Here is a 16,528-nt window from a genome sequence, read left to right as displayed (position 1 = left end):
GGTTGCGAAGCGATGGCCCGGCCGGTGATGTCGGGGCAGCGGGCCGGACCGCGCCGGCCGGGACGTGGATGCCGCAGGACTCGGCACAACGGGTCGCTATCGCCGATGTTACCCGCAACAGGAGGCGAATGACGTCATATATGAGGTGAACTTTTCCCGGCCCGGTGTAACAGTGCGGCGCGCGGTTCGGCGCGGAAGACCGCCCGCGGATAACCTTGTGGCCGACGCGCTCTGCGTCCCTGTTTGCATCCAACCGAAGCAAAGGTGCCACTGAAGTGTCAGAAACCAAGCCCGTCGTCTTGCTTGCCGAAGAGCTCTCGCCCGCCACTGTCGAGGCTCTCGGCACGGACTTCGAGATCCGTTCGGTCAACGGCGCGGACCGTGCCGAGCTTCTCCCGGCGATCGCCGATGTCGACGCGATCCTGGTCCGCTCGGCCACGAAGGTCGATGCGGAAGCGATCGCCGCCGCCTCCAAGCTCAAGGTCGTCGCCCGCGCCGGCGTCGGACTCGACAACGTCGACATCAAGGCCGCGACGCAGGCCGGCGTCATGGTCGTGAACGCTCCGACGTCGAACATCATCTCGGCCGCCGAGCTGACGGTGGGCCACGTCGTCTCCCTCGCCCGGCGCATCCCGGCCGCCAACGCCTCGCTGAAGGCGGGGGAGTGGAAGCGTTCCAAGTACGCGGGTGTCGAGCTCTACGAGAAGACCGCCGGCATCATCGGCCTGGGGCGCATCGGCGCCCTGGTCGCCGCCCGGCTCCAGGGCTTCGGTATGAACGTCGTCGCCTTCGACCCCTACGTGACGGCGGCGCGCGCCCAGCAGCTGGGCGTGCAGCTGGTCGAACTCGACGAACTGCTCGCCTCCAGCGACTTCGTGACGATCCACATGCCGAAGACCCCGGAGACCCTGGGCATGCTCGGCGCCGACGCCTTCGGCAAGATGAAGGAAACGGCCTACGTCGTCAACGTGGCCCGCGGCGGGCTGGTCGACGAGGCGGACCTCTACACCGCGCTGAAGGACGGGCAGATCGCCGGCGCCGGCATCGACGTCTACTCGACCGAGCCCAGCACTGATCTTCCGTTCTTCGAGTTCGAGAACGTGATCGTGACACCGCACCTCGGCGCCTCGACGGAGGAGGCGCAGGAGAAGGCCGGCGTCTCCGTGGCCAAGTCTGTGCGCCTCGCCCTCGGCGGCGAGCTCGTCCCCGATGCCGTGAACGTCGCCGGCGGCGTCATCGACGAGAACGTCCGTCCGGGCATCCCCCTCATCGAGAAGCTCGGCCGCATCTTCACCGCGCTCACGGCCGACTCGCTCGTCAGCCTCGACATCGAGGTCGCCGGCGAGATCGCGTCCCTCGACGTCAAGGCACTCGAGCTGGCCGCACTGAAGGGCATCTTCACCGACGTCGTCTCCGAGCAGGTCTCCTACGTCAACGCGCCGGTCCTCGCCGAGCAGCGCGGAATCTCCGCACGGCTCATCACCACCGCGGATTCCCCGGAGTACCGCAATCAGCTCAACCTGCGCGGGTCGACCAGCGACGGGACACAGCTCGGCGTCTCGGGCACGCTGACCGGTCCGAAGCAGATCGAGAAGCTCGTCGGCATCGACGGCTACGAGATCGAGATCCCGATCGCCGAGCACCTCGTGGTGCTGCGCTACCAGGACCGCCCGGGCGTCGTCGGATCCCTCGGCGCCATCCTGGGCGAACGCGGCGTCAACATCGTCGGCATGCAGGTGGCCCCGAGCGAGAACGACGCCGAGGCGCTGGCCGTGCTCACCGTCGACGACGCGCTGTCCGAGGGCGTCCTCGACGCCATCCGCGACGCGGTCGGGGCGACGTTCGCCCGCGAGGTGGACCTGACCTAGAAGCACAACCGCCCTGTGAGCACCGACGCCGCCGCGCCCTGCACCTCGCAGGGGGCGGCGGCGTCGTCTCGGCCGGCGTCATCGACGCCGACGACAGGGCCCCGGGGCCGCAGATGCGGTAGATTTCTGGGGTGACTTCTACCGAGCAGACTCCCTTCTACATCACCACCGCGATCTCGTACCCGAACGGTGTTCCGCACATCGGGCACGCCTACGAGGTCATCGCCACGGACGCGATGGCGCGTTTCAAGCGGCTCGACGGGTTCGACGTGTTCTTCCTGACCGGCACCGACGAGCACGGCCAGAAGATGCTGCAGACCGCGCAGAAGCAGGGGATCTCGCCCAGGGAGCTCGCGCAGCGCAATTCTGATTCCTTCCAGCAGATGAACGACGAGCTGGGCATCAGCTACGACCGTTTCATCCGGACCACGGACCCGGACCACATCGACGCCGCGCAGGAGATCTGGCGCCGGATGGAGGCCAACGGCGACGTCTACCTGGACAAGTACGCCGGCTGGTACTCCGTCCGGGACGAGGCCTACTACTCCGAGGAGGACACGGAGCTCCGCGAGGACGGGGTCCGCTACGCGACCGAGACGGACACGCCGGTCACCTGGACGGAGGAGGAGTCCTACTTCTTCCGCCTGTCCGCCTACCAGGACAAGCTGCTCGAGCACTACCGCAACGCCCCGGACTTCGGGGCGCCGCGCTCGCGCTTCAACGAGGTGATCCGCTTCGTCGAACGCGGGCTGGAGGACCTCTCGATCTCCCGCACGACGTTCGACTGGGGCGTCCCCGTGCCCGGCAACGCCGACCACGTCATGTACGTCTGGGTGGACGCGCTCACCAACTACCTGACCGGTACGGGATTCCCGGACACGACGTCCGCGAGCTTCAAGAAGTACTGGCCGGCCGACGTCCACGTGATCGGCAAGGACATCTCCCGCTTCCACGCGATCTACTGGCCGGCCTTCCTCATGTCCGCCGGCCTCGAGCTGCCCGGCCGCGTGATGATCCACGGCTTCCTGCACAACAACGGCGTGAAGATGTCGAAGTCGTTGGGCAACGTGATCGCGCCGGCGGAGTTCGTCGACCAGTACGGACTCGACTCGATCCGGTACTTCTTCCTGCGCGAGGTCCCCTTCGGCGCGGACGGTTCCTACAGCCACGACGCGATCGTCGGCCGTATGAACGCCGATCTGTCGAACAACCTGGGCAACCTCGCGCAGCGCTCGTTGTCGATGGTCAAGAAGAACTGCGATTCGCAGGTGCCGGCTCCGGGTGAATTCACCGCTGCCGACCAGCAGATCCTCGACGCGGCGGCCGCCCTGCTGCCGATCGTGCGCGACCACTTCGAGCGCCAGGAGTTCAGCCGGGCCCTCGAGGCCGTCTGGAATGTTCTGGGCGACGCCAACGCCTACTTCGCCGACCAGCAGCCTTGGGTCCTGCGCAAGACCGACGAACCGCGGATGCGCACGGTCCTCTACGTCACCCTCGAGGTCGTCCGCCGGGTGGCCCTGCTGGTCCAGCCCGTCATGCCGGATGCGTCGAGCCGGCTGCTCGACGTCCTCGGCCAGGCGGACGGCGCCGCGCGCGTCTTCACCGCCTTCGACGAGCCGCTCGAGTCCGGGTCCGATCTTCCCGAGCCGGCCCCGATCTTCCCGCGCTACGAGGTGCCCGCAGAGGTCTAGACACACGGCGTGACGACGGCGGCCCGCCTCGTGCCCTTCTCCAGCAGAGGGGCACGCGACGGGCCGCCGTTTTCGTCGCGGGTCCGCGCTATTCGCTGGCGAGGCCCTCCACGGGGGAGAGGCGGGCGGCGCGGCGCCCGGGGACCACGGAGGCCAGCCATGCGGCGATGATCGCGATGGTCGGGACCGCGGCCAGCTGCAGCCACGGGATGGAGATCACGGTCGTCGCCATCGGTCCCCAGCGCCGGCTGGACCCTGAGCACGCTATGGCCTCGTTATTCTTCGCTGAGGACCCGTTCCAGGCGTGAATTGACCGTGGATTGGCGTAAGGGGACTTGTGCCGCCGACATATCGTAAAGGACGATGTTCGGGTTCTGGTCGATTGCATAGGAGAGTGCGTTCTGGTCGACCATCCATTGTCCGCCATTCGTGAGCCAAAATCTTAGGTATTCCGCAACGGAATTGAGTAGGTTGCCGGCAGTAGTTGTTGGTCGAATGAAGACGCTGCCAGCCAAGTAGCGTTTCCAAGGCATCAGCCCCGCTAGGGAACGAGAAGCGACGATGGAAATGTCCGCCGCCTGCATCCTTGCGAGATGTCCGGTGAAGTCGCCGTCTGGGAAAAGGTCCAGGTCTTGGATCCAGAGACCGGCCGGGAACCCTTCGAGTTGTTTATTAGCGAACAGGAATCGGGCGCTTGCATAAAAGGAGACGATGTTGTCGACATCATCGGGGACTTCGCAGTATGAGGCGCTGAAAGGAACGGCTGTGCGATGTTGGAAATGCGCTAATTCTTCCTGCAGGCGTACGAGGTCACTTGCGCAGGCCGATGCCTCGGATTGAGATCCGATGATAAGGAAGTGGTAGTCGAATTCGGGAAACGCGGTCATGTAGAAAAACAGGCGAGGTGCGTAGGTCCGTATGAAGCGCGGATCGCCCGAGTAGAGGATGCATGGTCTGCCTGTTCCGCGGGAAACGATGTCGCCGATCAAGTCCTTGGCGGTGAACCTACAGACGCTGGGTTCGACAGGCCGGGGGGTTCCGAAGGTCAACACACCCGTCTCTGGTTCTGCAGAAGCAGTCTGCGGTGAAGAATGCAGTTGGCGAGCGCGGTCCGCGACCCGGGACGCTTGCGTCCAATCCGAGGTGACGCTGGTGATCGCCGTGGAGAGGGCAACGCAGAGGGGGAGCCTGTCGAGTTTCACGATGTCACGGTGAATCGCCGTTAGTGCCCCGAGCCGTTCGTCTTTGCTGGTGTGAGCTGTGGCACGAAGAAGCTCATTGTAGAAATAGATGTACGCGAGTGCATTGGAGATCGAGGTGCCGTCGTTCAGGCCTTGACCGACCTCCTTCAGCAGGGCCTCGAGGACGGTCCCCTGGTATGGACGATACGCTCGCAATGCGTTCCGGGGTGCGTGTTTTATCAACGCTCGTAAAGCTGCCTCGACGACCGGTGTGCCTATCCATCGGGCCAGTCTCACGGCGCCTAATATCCGGTCGAGATCCGTCGAAGTGCTGCTTGGAGCAAATAACTTGTCCACGGTTATCTTCTGGAGCTCACGAAGGAGTCCCAATCGGTGGCGCGACGTTGTCACGGTGGCGCCCGAGTTATCCGTATGCTGCAGGAAAGCAATTGTAGAGTGGTCGACGAAGGCGAGTTTTGGAATCGACGCGAGCTCATAGGTTCGGTCCCGGGTGAGCTTGAGAGACTCCCGGCGGTCGTCAGTCGTGGAAAAGAACTTGGCTACGGGCTCCGACGTCCCTGTGATGAATTCTTGAGGGACCCGGGCGACAAACATGTGTGAATCGTACATCAGTGATGCCGGTGGACAAAGAGGAATTAATGGAGACAGCCCGCCGCGTTCCCCTCCAATAGGAGATGGACGCGACGGGCCGTTGTCGTTTTTGCCGAGAGCTATTCGCTGGCGAGACCCTCCACGGGGGAGAGGCGGGCGGCGCGGCGCCCCGGAACCACGGAGGCCAGCCATGCGGCGATGATCGCGATGGCGAGGACCGCGGCCAGCTGCAGCCACGGGATGGAGATCACGGTCGTCGCCATCGTCCCGAGCGCCGACTGGACGCCGAGGACGCCGTAGGCCGACCCCAGGATGATCCCCAGCAGGGCGGCTGTGACGCCGACGAGGACGGACTCGACGGAGAGCATCGTTCGCAGCTGCCGCGCCCGGAGGCCGAGCGCCCGCAGCAGGGAGTTCTCCCGGGTGCGCTCGAGCACGGACAGGCTCAGCGTGTTCGCCACGCCGATCACGGCGATCAGCACCGCGACGGCGAGCAGGCCGACCACGACCATCAGCAGGCCGTCGATGATCTGCGTGAAGAGGCCCTTCTCCACCAGCCCGCCGCTGACGGAGAATTCCTCGACGCCCAGGGCCTCGGCGATCTCGGTGCGCAGCTCGAGCGCGGCGGCGGGATCGACGCCCGGCTCGGCCTTGACCCACAGGGCGGCGGGGTGGTCCGGGGCCTCGGCGCCCAGCGTTGCGGCCGTTTCCGACGTGACGACCGGCGGCAGCCCAACGCTCTGGCTGACGACGGCGGTCAGCGTCGTCGTTCCGTCGGCGGTCGGTACGACGACGTCGTCCGTCACGTACTGGGGCACCGTCACCTCGCCCGGGCCCGGCACGAGGGATGGGTCGTTGAGGACGGAGGCGAGCTCGGCCTCGTCGGCGCTGTAGACAGGCATCCCCGATTCGTCGCTGGCCACCGCAGTCGCCAGAATCGCCGACTCGACGCCGTCGAGAGCGGAGACCGTGGCGACGGAGTCCGCATCCAGTTCGACGCCGGCCATGCTCCCGTCGACGGAGGTGTCGATCGGGAACTCGCCGGCCAGTCGCGAGTCGAAGGTCGCCTTGGCGGTCTGCGCGCCGGTCATCATCATCGTCACGAGAGTGACGCCGATGAGCAGGGCCGTCGCCGTGGCTGCCGTGCGCGAGGGGTTGCGCACCGCGTTGAGGGCCGCCAGCTTCGCCGGCACCGTGCGGCCGGTCAGCCGGCCGATCCACGTGATGGCCGGCAGGACGAACAGGGGAGCCAGCAGGAGCAGGCCGATGAACGAGACGATGCCGCCGGCGAACCCGATGACGAGCTGCCCCTGCGACGCTCCGAGGCCGAGAACGGCCGCGCCGAGCAGGGTGAGGACCGCGCCGAAGACGATGCGCACCCGTCCGAGCCGCTGCGACTCGCTGGCCGCATCCGCGGGGCGCATGGCCTCCAGCGGTGCCACCCTGGTGGCCTTGCGCGCCGGCCACCAGGCGGCGGCGAGCGTGAGGAGCGTGCCGACGACCGTGGTGACCACCACGGCCTCCAGCGGGATGGCGAGGGTGACGAACGAGGCTTCGGGCATCGTCTGCGCGTAGGCGACGAGTCCCGACATGATCAGGGCCGCGGCCCCGACGCCCAGCAGCGAGGACACGAAGCCGACGATTGCGGCTTCGACGAGCACGGAACGGTTCAGCTGCCCGCGGGAGGCGCCGATCGTCCGCAGGAGTGCGAGTTCTCGGATGCGCTGGGCCAGCAGGACGGAGAAGGTGTTGACGACCACGAGCCCGGTCACCACGAGCGCGACGAGAACGAAGACCATGAGCACGAGCGTGATCGCCTGGTTGCCGCCGGTCATCTGGTTGACCTCGGCCATCACCTGCTCGTCGGCCGTCTTCACGGAGACCGGACCCGCGTCGGAGTCCGCCATGGCCGCCGACACGTCGGAGGCGACCGCCGCGGTGTCGGCACCCGCGTCGAGCATCAGGTGCACGGCGCCGACCTGCTGCTGCTGCTCGGCGGTCAGCGTCGCCTCCAGGAGCTTCGGGAGGCCGTAGATCTGCATGTTCGCCGCCGTCATGGGGTTCATGCTGGGCTCGGTCAGGCCCGAGACGGTCACCGTCACCGGATCCGCGTTCGCCTCCGTGAGGAGCTCGATCGAGTCGCCGACGGCGATGCCGGCGTCGGCCGCGGACTCGGTGTCGAGCACCACCTGGGTGTTCCGCGTCGGCAGGTCGCCTTCAGTGATCTCCGGTGCGGGCCACGGTTCCCCGGGGATCTCCGCCAGGCCCGCGGCGACGGTCTTCTCCCCGGCGCTGGCGCGGATCGGATCGACGTCGTAGCCCAGGGCGGACTGGACGCCGGGCACGCCGCCGGCCTGGCGCACGTCGTTCCGGGTGAGGGCGCCGGTCGAGTCGCCGCCGGCGAAGCGGTCCCAGTCGACGGCCGCCACCAGGTCGGCGTCCTGGTAGGACTCGCCGATGCTGCGCTCCAGCGAGGCGGTGGTGCTGGCGTTGACCATCAGGGTCGCCGCGAGGAAGGCGGTCCCGATGAGCACGGCCAGGACGACGGCGATGAGCCGCCGGGCGTAGGTCCGGATGTTGGCGAGGGCGAGGGTGAGCATCTCAGGCACCGGCCTCCGAGGCGAGGGGCGCGGCGCCGGAGAGCTCGGCGAGGGCCCGGGTGACGGAGGCGGTCGTGGGATCCTGGAGGGCGCCGACGATGTCGCCGTCGCGCATGAGGACCACCTGGTCGGCGTAGCTGGCGGCGGCCGGATCATGGGTGACCATGATGATCGTCTGCCCGAAGTTGCGGGCGGAGTCCTGCAGGAGGCGGAGGACCTCGGCGCCGGTCTGGGAGTCGAGGTTGCCCGTCGGCTCGTCGCCGAAGACGACGTCGGGCCGCGTCAGCAGGGCGCGCGCCACCGCAACGCGCTGCTGCTGCCCGCCCGAGAGCTGGTGCGGCTTGTGGGCCAGCCGCGGACCGAGGCCGAGCGAGGCGACGACGCGGTCGAACCACTCCCGGTCGGCGGCCCGGCCGGCGAGCTGCAGCGGCAGGAGCATATTCTGCTCGGCCGTCAGGGTCGGGACGAGGTTGAACGATTGGAAGACGAAGCCGACCTTGTCCCGCCGCAGGGCGGTCAGGCCCGAATCGTCGAGCCCCGAGATCTCCTGGTCCCCGACGAAGATCTGACCGCCCGAGGACGAGTCGAGCCCGGCGAGGCAGTGCATGAGCGTCGATTTTCCGGAGCCGGACGGGCCCATGATGGCCGTGAAGCGTCCGGCCGCGAAGTCGATGTCGATGTCGCGCAGGGCCTCGACCTGCGTCTCGCCGTGTCCGTAGACCTTCCGGAGGCCGCGGGCGGAGACCGCGACCGGGATGTTTGCAGTGGAGTTTTCAGTCATGCCCCCACGCTATGAATTCCCTGTGCGCCACCACATCGACCCCCGGGCGCGAAATACTGCGCCGGGTCTCAGCCCTGGGGATGAGACCATGACGTCATGCAGTCATCCCCGCGCCGCTTCGGCCGCCGTCTCGTCCCGGCAACCGGCGGCCTGATCTCGCTGTCCTTCGTGCTCGCGGGGTGCGGGGCGCCCGCCGAACCGCCGGCGGAATCCGAGGCCCCGTCCGCGTCGGCCTCGGCGTCGCCGACCGCCGAGGTTCCTGAGATCGACACGGGCGGCATGCCGGCGCCCCTGGCCGAGCTGATCACGGGCTGGTACCGCGGGGAAGAGGTGCCCACAGGGGAGCGGGCCGCGTCGGCGGCGGCCGCACGGACGACGTCGTCCGGTTCCCTCAGCGTGGAGAGCGCTACCGGGACGTGGAACGGCGAGCAGATCGCCGTGCTCACCTCGGGCGACGACGTGACCCTGGCCGTCTCCGCGGGAGGGTCGTCCGGCACGGACGGCGGCTGGAGGGTCGTGGGCGGGTGGTGGCCCAGCCTCGGCGTCGACATGCCCGCCCTCGGCGACGGCGCCCGTCACGTGCTCTTCATGGGCGCGGACGCGCGGGAGAAGGAGGGCGAGCTCATCACAGAGACGCGTGCCGACGCCCTCCAGGTCGTGGGCGTGGACGGGATGGGCGGCGGGGGCATCGTCGGCATCCCGCGCGACCTGTGGGTTCCCCTGGCCGGCGGCGGCGAGGCGAAGATCAACGCGGCGCTCGTCTTCGGCGGTCCCGACGGGCAGCAACAGGCGGTGACGAACGCGACCGGGATCGAACTCGACGGGTACGTCCTGACGGGATTCCAGGGTTTCCAGTCGATCGTCGAGGACGCCGGCGGCCTCCCGCTGGACGCGCCCGTGCCGGTCAAGGACGTCTCCGCCGGGGAGGTGCTGCTGAACCCGGTCGACGCGCTGATGTACGTGCGGGAGCGCAAGACCCTGCCGGGCGGCGATTTCGACCGCAGCTTCCACCAGGGGGTCGCCCTGCTGGGGTTCGGGGCGCACGCTCTGGCGGAGGGGCCGCAGGCCCTGGCGCGGACGCTGTCCCTGGTGGACCCGCACGTGGAGACGAACCTCTCCGCCGAGGACATGCTGACGTTCGCCGCGTGGCTCTACCAGGCGGACCTGGCGCAGATCGGGCATACGGTGCCCGAGGCGCCGTTCGGCACCAGCGCGGACGGCCAGTCGATCCTCATCAACGACGACGGCGTCCGGGCCGTGTTCGACGACTTCGCGGACGGCCGCCTCGGAAACTGACGGCGGCAGCCGTTTCCTCAGGGGGAGACGACGCCGGTGCTGTAGGCGATCACGACGGCCTGCACCCGGTCCCGGGCGCCGAGCTTGGAGAGGACCCGGCGCACGTGCGATTTCACGGTCGCTTCGGAGAGGAACAGCTGCCCCGCGATCTCCGGGTTGGACGCGCCCTGGGCCATGAATTCGAAGACCTCTCGTTCCCGCGCCGTCAGCGAGGCGACGGCCCGATGGTCCGGGGACTCCTCCTGCGTCTCGGCGCGCAGCATCGGCGCGACGTGGTCCAGCAGCCTCCGCGTGGTGGAGGGCGCGATGACGGCGTCGCCGCGGTGGACGGTGCGGATCGCCTCGAGCAGCTCCTCCGGCGGAGCGTCCTTGAGCAGGAAGCCGCTGGCCCCCGCGTGGATGGCCGAGAGCGCGTACTCGTCGAGATCGAACGTGGTCAGCACCACGATGCGGGGCCCCTGCTCGGCGGTGCCGGCGGCCCCGGCCGAGGCGAGGATCCGCTGGGTGGCCTCGATACCGTCCACATCGGGCATGCGGATGTCCATGAGTATGACGTCGGCCCGCGCCACGGCCGGCGAGGCCAGGGCCTCGCGCCCGGTGCCCGCCTCGGCGATCACCTCGAGGTCGGGCTGGGAGTTGATCAGCATCCTGAATCCGCTGCGGACCAGGGTCTGATCGTCGACGAGTGCGATCCGGATGGGGGATGTTGGTGCGTTCATGCGTCCTCCGAGACTGGAATGAAGAGCGAGACGGCGAATCCTCCCCGCGGCAGGGGTGCGGCGGACACCGTGCCGCCGTAGAGACTAACCCGTTCGCGCATCCCGGCGAGGCCGAGGCGCGATCCCTCCCCGGAGCGGTCCGATTGGGAGCCGCGCCCGTTGTCGGTGACGGAGACGTGGATGCCGTCGGGCGCCCACCGGACGTCGACCCGCGCCGCGGCCGCCGGTCCGGCGTGCTTGAGCACGTTGGTCAGCGCCTCCTGCACCGCGCGGTAGACGACGAGTTCGGCGCCCTGCGGCAGCGGGGTGGTCCGGCTGCCGTGCGCGTGGAGCTCCACCGGCTGGCCGGCGGCGGCAACCGTTTCGACGAGTTCGGGCAGGCTGGCGATGGTGGGCTGCGGCCGGTATTCGGCATCGTCGTCGTTGCGCAGGATCCCGAGCAGGCGCCGCATCTCGCGCAGCGACTCCCGTCCCGTCGCGGCGATCGTCTCCAGGGCCTGGCGCGCGGTGTCGGGGGATTGCGCGGCCGCGTAGCGGCCCCCGTCCGCCTGGGCGACCATGACGGACAGGGAGTGCGCGACGACGTCGTGCATGTCCCGCGCGATGCGCGCCCTCTCGTCGGCGGCGGCCGCGGCGCGCTCGGCGGCCTGTTCCTTCTCGAGCCGCTGCGCCCGCTCCTCGAGCGTCTGCACGTTGAGCCGCCGGGTCCGGGCGAGATCGCCGGAGGTCCAGACCACCAGCATGCCGAGCATGATCACCAGGGCGTTGAACACGAGGTAGGCCGGGTTCAGCAGGCCGCCGACGGCGCCGAAGGTGACGGTGGAGAGGATCGCGCCGAGCAGCGAGAGGGCGAGCCCGGTCGTGGACTCCCAGCGCCGGCCGTACTTGGCGAGTGTGAACACGATGATCGGCACCGCCACGATGGACGGCAGGTACAGCGGCACGAGGGCCAGGTGGAGGAGGCAGGCCAGGACGACGACGCCGGCCGAGAGGGTGGTCTTCGTCCGGCGCCACGCCAGCGGCAGCGTCTCCAACGAGCTGATGACGAAGTAGAGGATCGCGTCCGGGACGCTCATGGCGACGCCGAAGGTCAGGCTCCCGCCGGCGCAGAAGAACCAGAGGACGCCGGCCAGGGCGGCATCGACATGCCCGGGGTGGTCGCGGAGCCATTGATCCGCGCTTCGATGCCATGCCATGGCTTAGTTGTATGTCAGGCGGGCTGCGCAGAGCAAACGACCGGCCGGCTCCCGACGGCTCGGAGGGGCTGGTCGTCGCCCGGGCGTCTTTCGGTCCCGATACCGTCCGGCATAGGCTGGTGGACGGTGCTCGAAGCGGAGCTTTGACCGTCCTGGGTATTCGAGCGAGAGGTGCGTATGAACTTCAGCAGGCGCGCCGTCCTGCGCGGAGCCGGTGCCGCCGCCCTTGCATCGCTGGGGGCGGAACGGCTGCCGACGGCCGCGACGCCGAGCCCTTCGCCGGCCGACCGGGAATCGCCCCCGATCGAGATCCGTCCCCGATTCGGTGCCGACCGCGGGACGGACGTCCTGCGGAGGTTCGAGCTCCCCGTGAACGGCGAGACGCCTTCGGTCTTCCGGTTCGGAGAAGACGAACGCGGAGAAGCCGCCGTGTTCGTCGGTTCCAGTGGACTGGAGAACCAGCTCCACGTGCTCGAGGCCGCGACCGGTCGTGTCCTGCGAGTCTTTCCGCAGATCACCACGGCCCAGCGTGGAGTTCAGGAGCTCGCCGTCCTCGGGGGCGGCGAACTGCTCAGCCTCTCCAGCCGCGGCTGCCACAGCGTCTTCGTCGACGGACGGGTTCAGCAGTGGAGCGGGTCCGAGGACTGGTTCTCCGATGCCTACGACCCCCAAGTCGACGTGGAGGGGACGGTCTGGGCCGGAACGCACGGGCCCGGGGGAGAGGCGCGTCTGGTCCGGCTCGATCCCCGCCGGCGCACGGTCGAGAAGGGGCCGGTGGTCGGGGAGCACGTCGACTACGTCCGGTGCGTCTCCACGACGCGGACGCACGTCTGGGGCGGCACGGGAAGCGCCCGGCCCCAGCTGCTGTGCGCGGACAGGGGCACGGGGGAGACGATCGAGCTCATCGATCTCCCGGAGGCGAATCTGGAGGGCAACGTCCAGTGGCTCAGGGCCTGGGACGACGTCGTCGCACTCGGGTACCGCGGCGACGACTGGCAGTCGAAGACCGTCCTCTGGGACGTCGCCCGGCGGGAGTTCCGGCAACTCGACAGTCCGGCGTACTACACCTTCATGGAACGCGTGGGCGACTTCTTCTACGCCTACGGCGCAGCCGGCCTCCGCCGACTGCACGTGGACGCGACCCGGTGGGAGGTCGTGGCCCCGGCCGACGGAACGGGACGATTCCCCCTCGCAGCCACGTTGACCACGGGCGGCGGCACCTTTCCCCTTCTGCGGACGGTCTACGCAGACCAGGAGGAGAACGGCTACACACTCGAGTCGCTGTACGTCGAGGCGCCCGGCTTCCGGTACTCGGTCCCGCTCGACGTCGGCGAGTCGGCCCAGAAGGTGCAGACGATTCACGGCTCCGGCGACGGATCGGTCTATGCGGCGGGATACCTGGGCGAGTCCGTGACCCGTCTGAGCGCCGACCTGGCGTCCGACCGCGTGTACACGGGGGACGGCATCGAGCAGGTCGAGTCGATGGCGGGCTTCGGGAACGAGATCGTCCTGGCCTCGTACCCGGGGTCCAGGATCGTCAGGCTGCGGCCGTCCGACGGTCGGGTGACCCCGCTCGCCGCGCTGGAATCCGACTACGGCCAGTCCCGTCCCTTCGGGCTGACGTCCATCGGGAACACGATCTTCGTCGCCTCCGTACCCGGGCAGGGCCAGCGGGGCGGGGGGATCGTCGCCCTGGCAGCCGACGACGGCCGTGTGGAGGGGAGCTGGCTCGACGTCGTGCCGGATCAGTCGATTGTCGGACTGACGCGCCACGGGGACCGGTTGATCATGACGACGTCGGTCCGGGCCGCGTACGGCGCAGCGGATTCCCGCCGGCCCGCGCGCGTGGTGGGCATCGACTGGAACGAGCGGCGGGTCGTCTGGGAGACGGAACTGCCCGGCGAGGGGGAGGTCAATTCGCCGATCGTCGTCGGCGACTCCGTGTTCGCGTCGACTGGCAACGGCATCGCGCAGCTCGACCCCGGGAGCGGAGCCTTCGCGAAGTTCTTCCGGCTCTACGGGACCCGGCGGTCCAGAGGATATCGGACGACGCGCATTGCCCACCACGCGCCGACGGGCTCTCTGATCCATGCCAGCGGCGGGCAGGTCGCAGCCCTCCATCTCCGGACGCATCAGGCGGAGAGGCTCGCCCGGGGCGGGTTCGAGTATCCGGTGGTGTCCGGTGCGCACCGCATCTACGCGATCGACGGCGGGCGCGATGTCGTCGAGTTGGCGGCTCCCCGGTTCGCATAGCACCGCCCCGTGTCTCATATGTCGAACCAAACTGTCCAAGATGCGGACGATTTGCCTAGGCTTGGATCATGAGTAGCAACAGCATCGATCTTGCAGTCATCCCGGGCGACGGAATCGGCCCGGAAGTCGTCGCGGAAGCCGTGAAGGTCCTCCGCCGAGCCACGGAGGGCGGCGTCGAGGTCAAGCTGACCGACTACGACCTCGGCGCCAGCCACTGGCTCGAGACGGGCGAAGTGCTCAATGACGACACGCTCGCCGCGATCCGCCAGCACGACGCGATCCTCTTCGGCGCCGTCGGAGCCGCGCCCGGAGACACCCGGATCCCGTCCGGGTTGATCGAACGCGAGCTGCTGCTGAAGCTGCGCTTCACCCTGGACCACTTCGTCAACCTTCGTCCCGCGAAGCTCTACCCGGGCGTGCCCAGCCCGCTGTCCCATCCCGGCGACATCGACTTCGTCGTCGTCCGCGAGGGCACCGAGGGGCCGTACGTGGGCAATGGCGGCGCGCTGCGGGTCGGCACGGAGCACGAGATCGCGACCGAGGTGTCCATCAACACCGCCCACGGCGTGGAGCGTGTTGTGCGTGACGCCTTCGCCCGCGCCGCCGAGCGCGAACGCAAGAAGGTCACCCTGGTCCACAAGCACAACGTGCTGGTCAACGCCGGTCACCTGTGGCGGCGTACCGTGGAGTCCGTCGCGGCGGAGTTCCCGGAGGTCAGCCACGACTACATGCACGTCGACGCCGCCACCATCTTCATGACCACCGACCCGGGCCGGTTCGACGTCATCGTCACGGACAACCTCTTCGGCGACATCCTCACCGACCTCGCGGGCGCGGTCACGGGCGGCATCGGCCTCGCCGCGAGTGGCAACATCAACATGGACCGCACGGAGCCGAGCATGTTCGAGCCCGTGCACGGCTCGGCGCCGGACATCGCCGGGCAGCAGAAGGCCGACCCGACGGCCGCCATCCTCTCCGTCGCCCTGCTCCTCGAGCACGTGGGCCTGCCCGAGGCCGCACGCGCCGTCGAGCGCGCCGTCGAGGAGGACATCACCAGCCGCGCGGAGCTCACGGACGAACGCTCCACGGCCGAGATCGGCGATGCGATCGTGTCGCTCGTAGCCTAAGCTGGCCTCAGAACCCGCGCTGCACCGCTGCAGCGCGAGCTCGACACCCATAGTCCAATAAGAGAAAGCACCGCCGGCACCATGGAATTCTCCCAGCAGCTCTCAACTACCCCCAAGAGCGACGAGGAGCGCGCCGCCGTACTCGCCAACCCGGGGTTCGGCAACCACTTCACCGACCACACCGCGGTGATCGACTGGAACTGGACCGACGACGGCGGCCGCTGGTCGAACGCGCGCATCGAGCCCTACGGACCGATCGCGCTCGACCCTGCCGCATCCGTCCTGCACTACGGCCAGGAGATCTTCGAGGGCCTCAAGGCGTACCGGCACTCGGACGGGACCGTCTGGACGTTCCGTCCGGAGGCCAATGCAGAGCGGTTCAACAAGTCGGCCCAGCGCCTGGCGCTGCCCGACCTGCCCGCCGAGGCGTTCGTCGAGTCGCTCAAGGAGCTCGTCAAGACCGACCAGGAGTGGGTTCCCGCCGGCGAGGGCGAGGCGCTCTACCTGCGCCCGTTCATGATCGCGACCGAGGCCTTCCTGGGCGTCCGGCCGGCACGCGAGGTGTCCTACCGGCTCATCGCGTCGCCGGCAGGCAACTACTTCGGCGGCAAGCTCAAGCCGGTCTCCATCTGGCTGTCCACGCAGTACGCACGCGCTGGACGCGGCGGCACCGGCGAGGCCAAGTGCGGCGGCAACTACGCCGCGTCCCTGGCCGCGCAGCTCGAGGCCGAGGAGAACGGGTGCCAGCAGGTCCTGTTCCTCGACCCGTTCAACGACGACGCCGTCGAAGAGCTCGGCGGCATGAACGTGTTCTTCGTGTTCGACGACGGCCGCGTCGTCACGCCGGCGCTCAACGGCAACATCCTGCACGGTGTGACGCGCAAGTCGGTCATCCAGCTGATCAAGGACCGCGGGCTCACGCTCGACGAGCGGAAGATCACGCTGGACGAGTGGCGCCGCACAGCGGCGAACGGCACCCTGCGCGAGGTCTTCGCCTGCGGGACGGCAGCCGTGATCACGCCGATCGGGGAGCTGAAGACGGCAGACGGCGACATCCCGTCCCCGGAGCTCGCCGAGGACTCGCTCACCCTGAGCATCCGCGAAGAGCTGCTGGGCATCCAGACCGGTGCCGTCGCCGACAAGCACGGCTGGCTCACCCGGCTCGCCTAGACGATCCGTTTTGGTAGAGGACTGCGGTCGATGC

Annotated in this window: 12 protein-coding genes; 6 read left to right on the top strand and 6 right to left on the bottom strand. The window is 68.7% G+C overall.

Annotation, left to right across the window (positions count from 1 at the left end):
* Positions 1 to 275 precede the first annotated feature (275 nt).
* Positions 276 to 1,868 (top strand): phosphoglycerate dehydrogenase, encoded by a 1,593-nt coding sequence (gene serA, locus IE069_RS09965; protein ID WP_189350079.1) that lies wholly within the window; start codon positions 276 to 278, stop codon positions 1,866 to 1,868.
* A gap of 131 nt (positions 1,869 to 1,999) precedes the next feature.
* Positions 2,000 to 3,559 (top strand): methionine--tRNA ligase, encoded by a 1,560-nt coding sequence (gene metG, locus IE069_RS09960; RefSeq protein ID WP_189350077.1) that lies wholly within the window; start codon positions 2,000 to 2,002, stop codon positions 3,557 to 3,559.
* Between the two features lie 88 nt (positions 3,560 to 3,647).
* On the opposite strand, the gene IE069_RS09955 is transcribed toward metG, so the two are convergent.
* From IE069_RS09955 to IE069_RS09940, 4 genes are all read right to left on the bottom strand, one after another.
* Positions 3,648 to 3,791, bottom strand: coding sequence for a hypothetical protein (locus IE069_RS09955; RefSeq protein WP_189350075.1), 144 nt, complete (start codon positions 3,789 to 3,791; stop codon positions 3,648 to 3,650).
* A 43-nt stretch (positions 3,792 to 3,834) separates the two neighbouring features.
* A complete protein-coding gene (locus IE069_RS09950) occupies positions 3,835 to 5,355 on the bottom strand; it encodes a hypothetical protein (protein WP_189350071.1) in 1,521 nt (506 codons plus the stop codon).
* 116 nt (positions 5,356 to 5,471) lie between these two features.
* On the bottom strand, positions 5,472 to 7,952 hold the full coding sequence (locus tag IE069_RS09945) for an FtsX-like permease family protein (protein WP_229791086.1): 2,481 nt from the start codon (positions 7,950 to 7,952) through the stop codon (positions 5,472 to 5,474).
* 1 nt (position 7,953) lies between these two features.
* Positions 7,954 to 8,733, bottom strand: coding sequence for an ABC transporter ATP-binding protein (locus IE069_RS09940; protein ID WP_189350068.1), 780 nt, complete (start codon positions 8,731 to 8,733; stop codon positions 7,954 to 7,956).
* Between the two features lie 96 nt (positions 8,734 to 8,829).
* Between IE069_RS09940 and IE069_RS09935 the strand changes: the two genes are divergently transcribed.
* The gene (locus tag IE069_RS09935; RefSeq protein WP_189350066.1) at positions 8,830 to 10,029 is read left to right on the top strand and encodes an LCP family protein; all 1,200 of its coding nucleotides are present in this window, start codon (positions 8,830 to 8,832) and stop codon (positions 10,027 to 10,029) included.
* Positions 10,030 to 10,046: 17 nt separating this feature from the next.
* On the opposite strand, the gene IE069_RS09930 is transcribed toward IE069_RS09935, so the two are convergent.
* The gene (locus IE069_RS09930; RefSeq protein ID WP_189350064.1) at positions 10,047 to 10,748 is read right to left on the bottom strand and encodes a response regulator; all 702 of its coding nucleotides are present in this window, start codon (positions 10,746 to 10,748) and stop codon (positions 10,047 to 10,049) included.
* Positions 10,745 to 11,944: a sensor histidine kinase gene (locus IE069_RS09925; RefSeq protein WP_189350062.1), complete on the bottom strand. Its 1,200-nt coding sequence runs from the start codon at positions 11,942 to 11,944 to the stop codon at positions 10,745 to 10,747. The genes IE069_RS09930 and IE069_RS09925 overlap by 4 nt, the downstream gene beginning before the upstream one ends.
* Positions 11,945 to 12,121: 177 nt before the next feature.
* Between IE069_RS09925 and IE069_RS09920 the strand changes: the two genes are divergently transcribed.
* The 3 genes from IE069_RS09920 to IE069_RS09910 all read left to right on the top strand — a co-directional run bounded on the left by IE069_RS09920 (position 12,122) and on the right by IE069_RS09910 (position 16,494).
* On the top strand, positions 12,122 to 14,197 hold the full coding sequence (locus IE069_RS09920) for a PQQ-binding-like beta-propeller repeat protein (RefSeq protein WP_189350060.1): 2,076 nt from the start codon (positions 12,122 to 12,124) through the stop codon (positions 14,195 to 14,197).
* A gap of 68 nt (positions 14,198 to 14,265) precedes the next feature.
* On the top strand, positions 14,266 to 15,324 hold the full coding sequence (locus IE069_RS09915; protein WP_189350058.1) for a 3-isopropylmalate dehydrogenase: 1,059 nt from the start codon (positions 14,266 to 14,268) through the stop codon (positions 15,322 to 15,324).
* An 81-nt stretch (positions 15,325 to 15,405) separates the two neighbouring features.
* Entirely contained in the window at positions 15,406 to 16,494 is a 1,089-nt protein-coding gene (locus tag IE069_RS09910) for a branched-chain amino acid aminotransferase (RefSeq protein WP_189350056.1), read from the top strand.
* Positions 16,495 to 16,528 lie beyond the last annotated feature (34 nt).

It is taken from the genome of Zhihengliuella salsuginis, assembly GCF_014651715.1.
In the GTDB taxonomy this organism is placed as follows: Bacteria; Actinomycetota; Actinomycetes; order Actinomycetales; family Micrococcaceae; genus Zhihengliuella; species Zhihengliuella salsuginis.
The sequence above is the reverse complement of the archived record's forward strand: the minus strand, read 5'-3'. Positions and strand labels throughout refer to the sequence as shown.

Coding starts and splice junctions, on each gene's coding strand:
- IE069_RS09955 (WP_189350075.1), bottom strand. CDS start 3,791: ATGGCGACGACCGTGATCTCCATCCCGTGGCTGCAGCTGGCCGCGGTC.
- IE069_RS09950 (WP_189350071.1), bottom strand. CDS start 5,355: ATGTTTGTCGCCCGGGTCCCTCAAGAATTCATCACAGGGACGTCGGAG.
- IE069_RS09945 (WP_229791086.1), bottom strand. CDS start 7,952: ATGCTCACCCTCGCCCTCGCCAACATCCGGACCTACGCCCGGCGGCTC.
- IE069_RS09940 (WP_189350068.1), bottom strand. CDS start 8,733: ATGACTGAAAACTCCACTGCAAACATCCCGGTCGCGGTCTCCGCCCGC.
- IE069_RS09935 (WP_189350066.1), top strand. CDS start 8,830: ATGCAGTCATCCCCGCGCCGCTTCGGCCGCCGTCTCGTCCCGGCAACC.
- IE069_RS09930 (WP_189350064.1), bottom strand. CDS start 10,748: ATGAACGCACCAACATCCCCCATCCGGATCGCACTCGTCGACGATCAG.
- IE069_RS09925 (WP_189350062.1), bottom strand. CDS start 11,944: ATGGCATGGCATCGAAGCGCGGATCAATGGCTCCGCGACCACCCCGGG.
- IE069_RS09920 (WP_189350060.1), top strand. CDS start 12,122: ATGAACTTCAGCAGGCGCGCCGTCCTGCGCGGAGCCGGTGCCGCCGCC.
- IE069_RS09915 (WP_189350058.1), top strand. CDS start 14,266: ATGAGTAGCAACAGCATCGATCTTGCAGTCATCCCGGGCGACGGAATC.
- IE069_RS09910 (WP_189350056.1), top strand. CDS start 15,406: ATGGAATTCTCCCAGCAGCTCTCAACTACCCCCAAGAGCGACGAGGAG.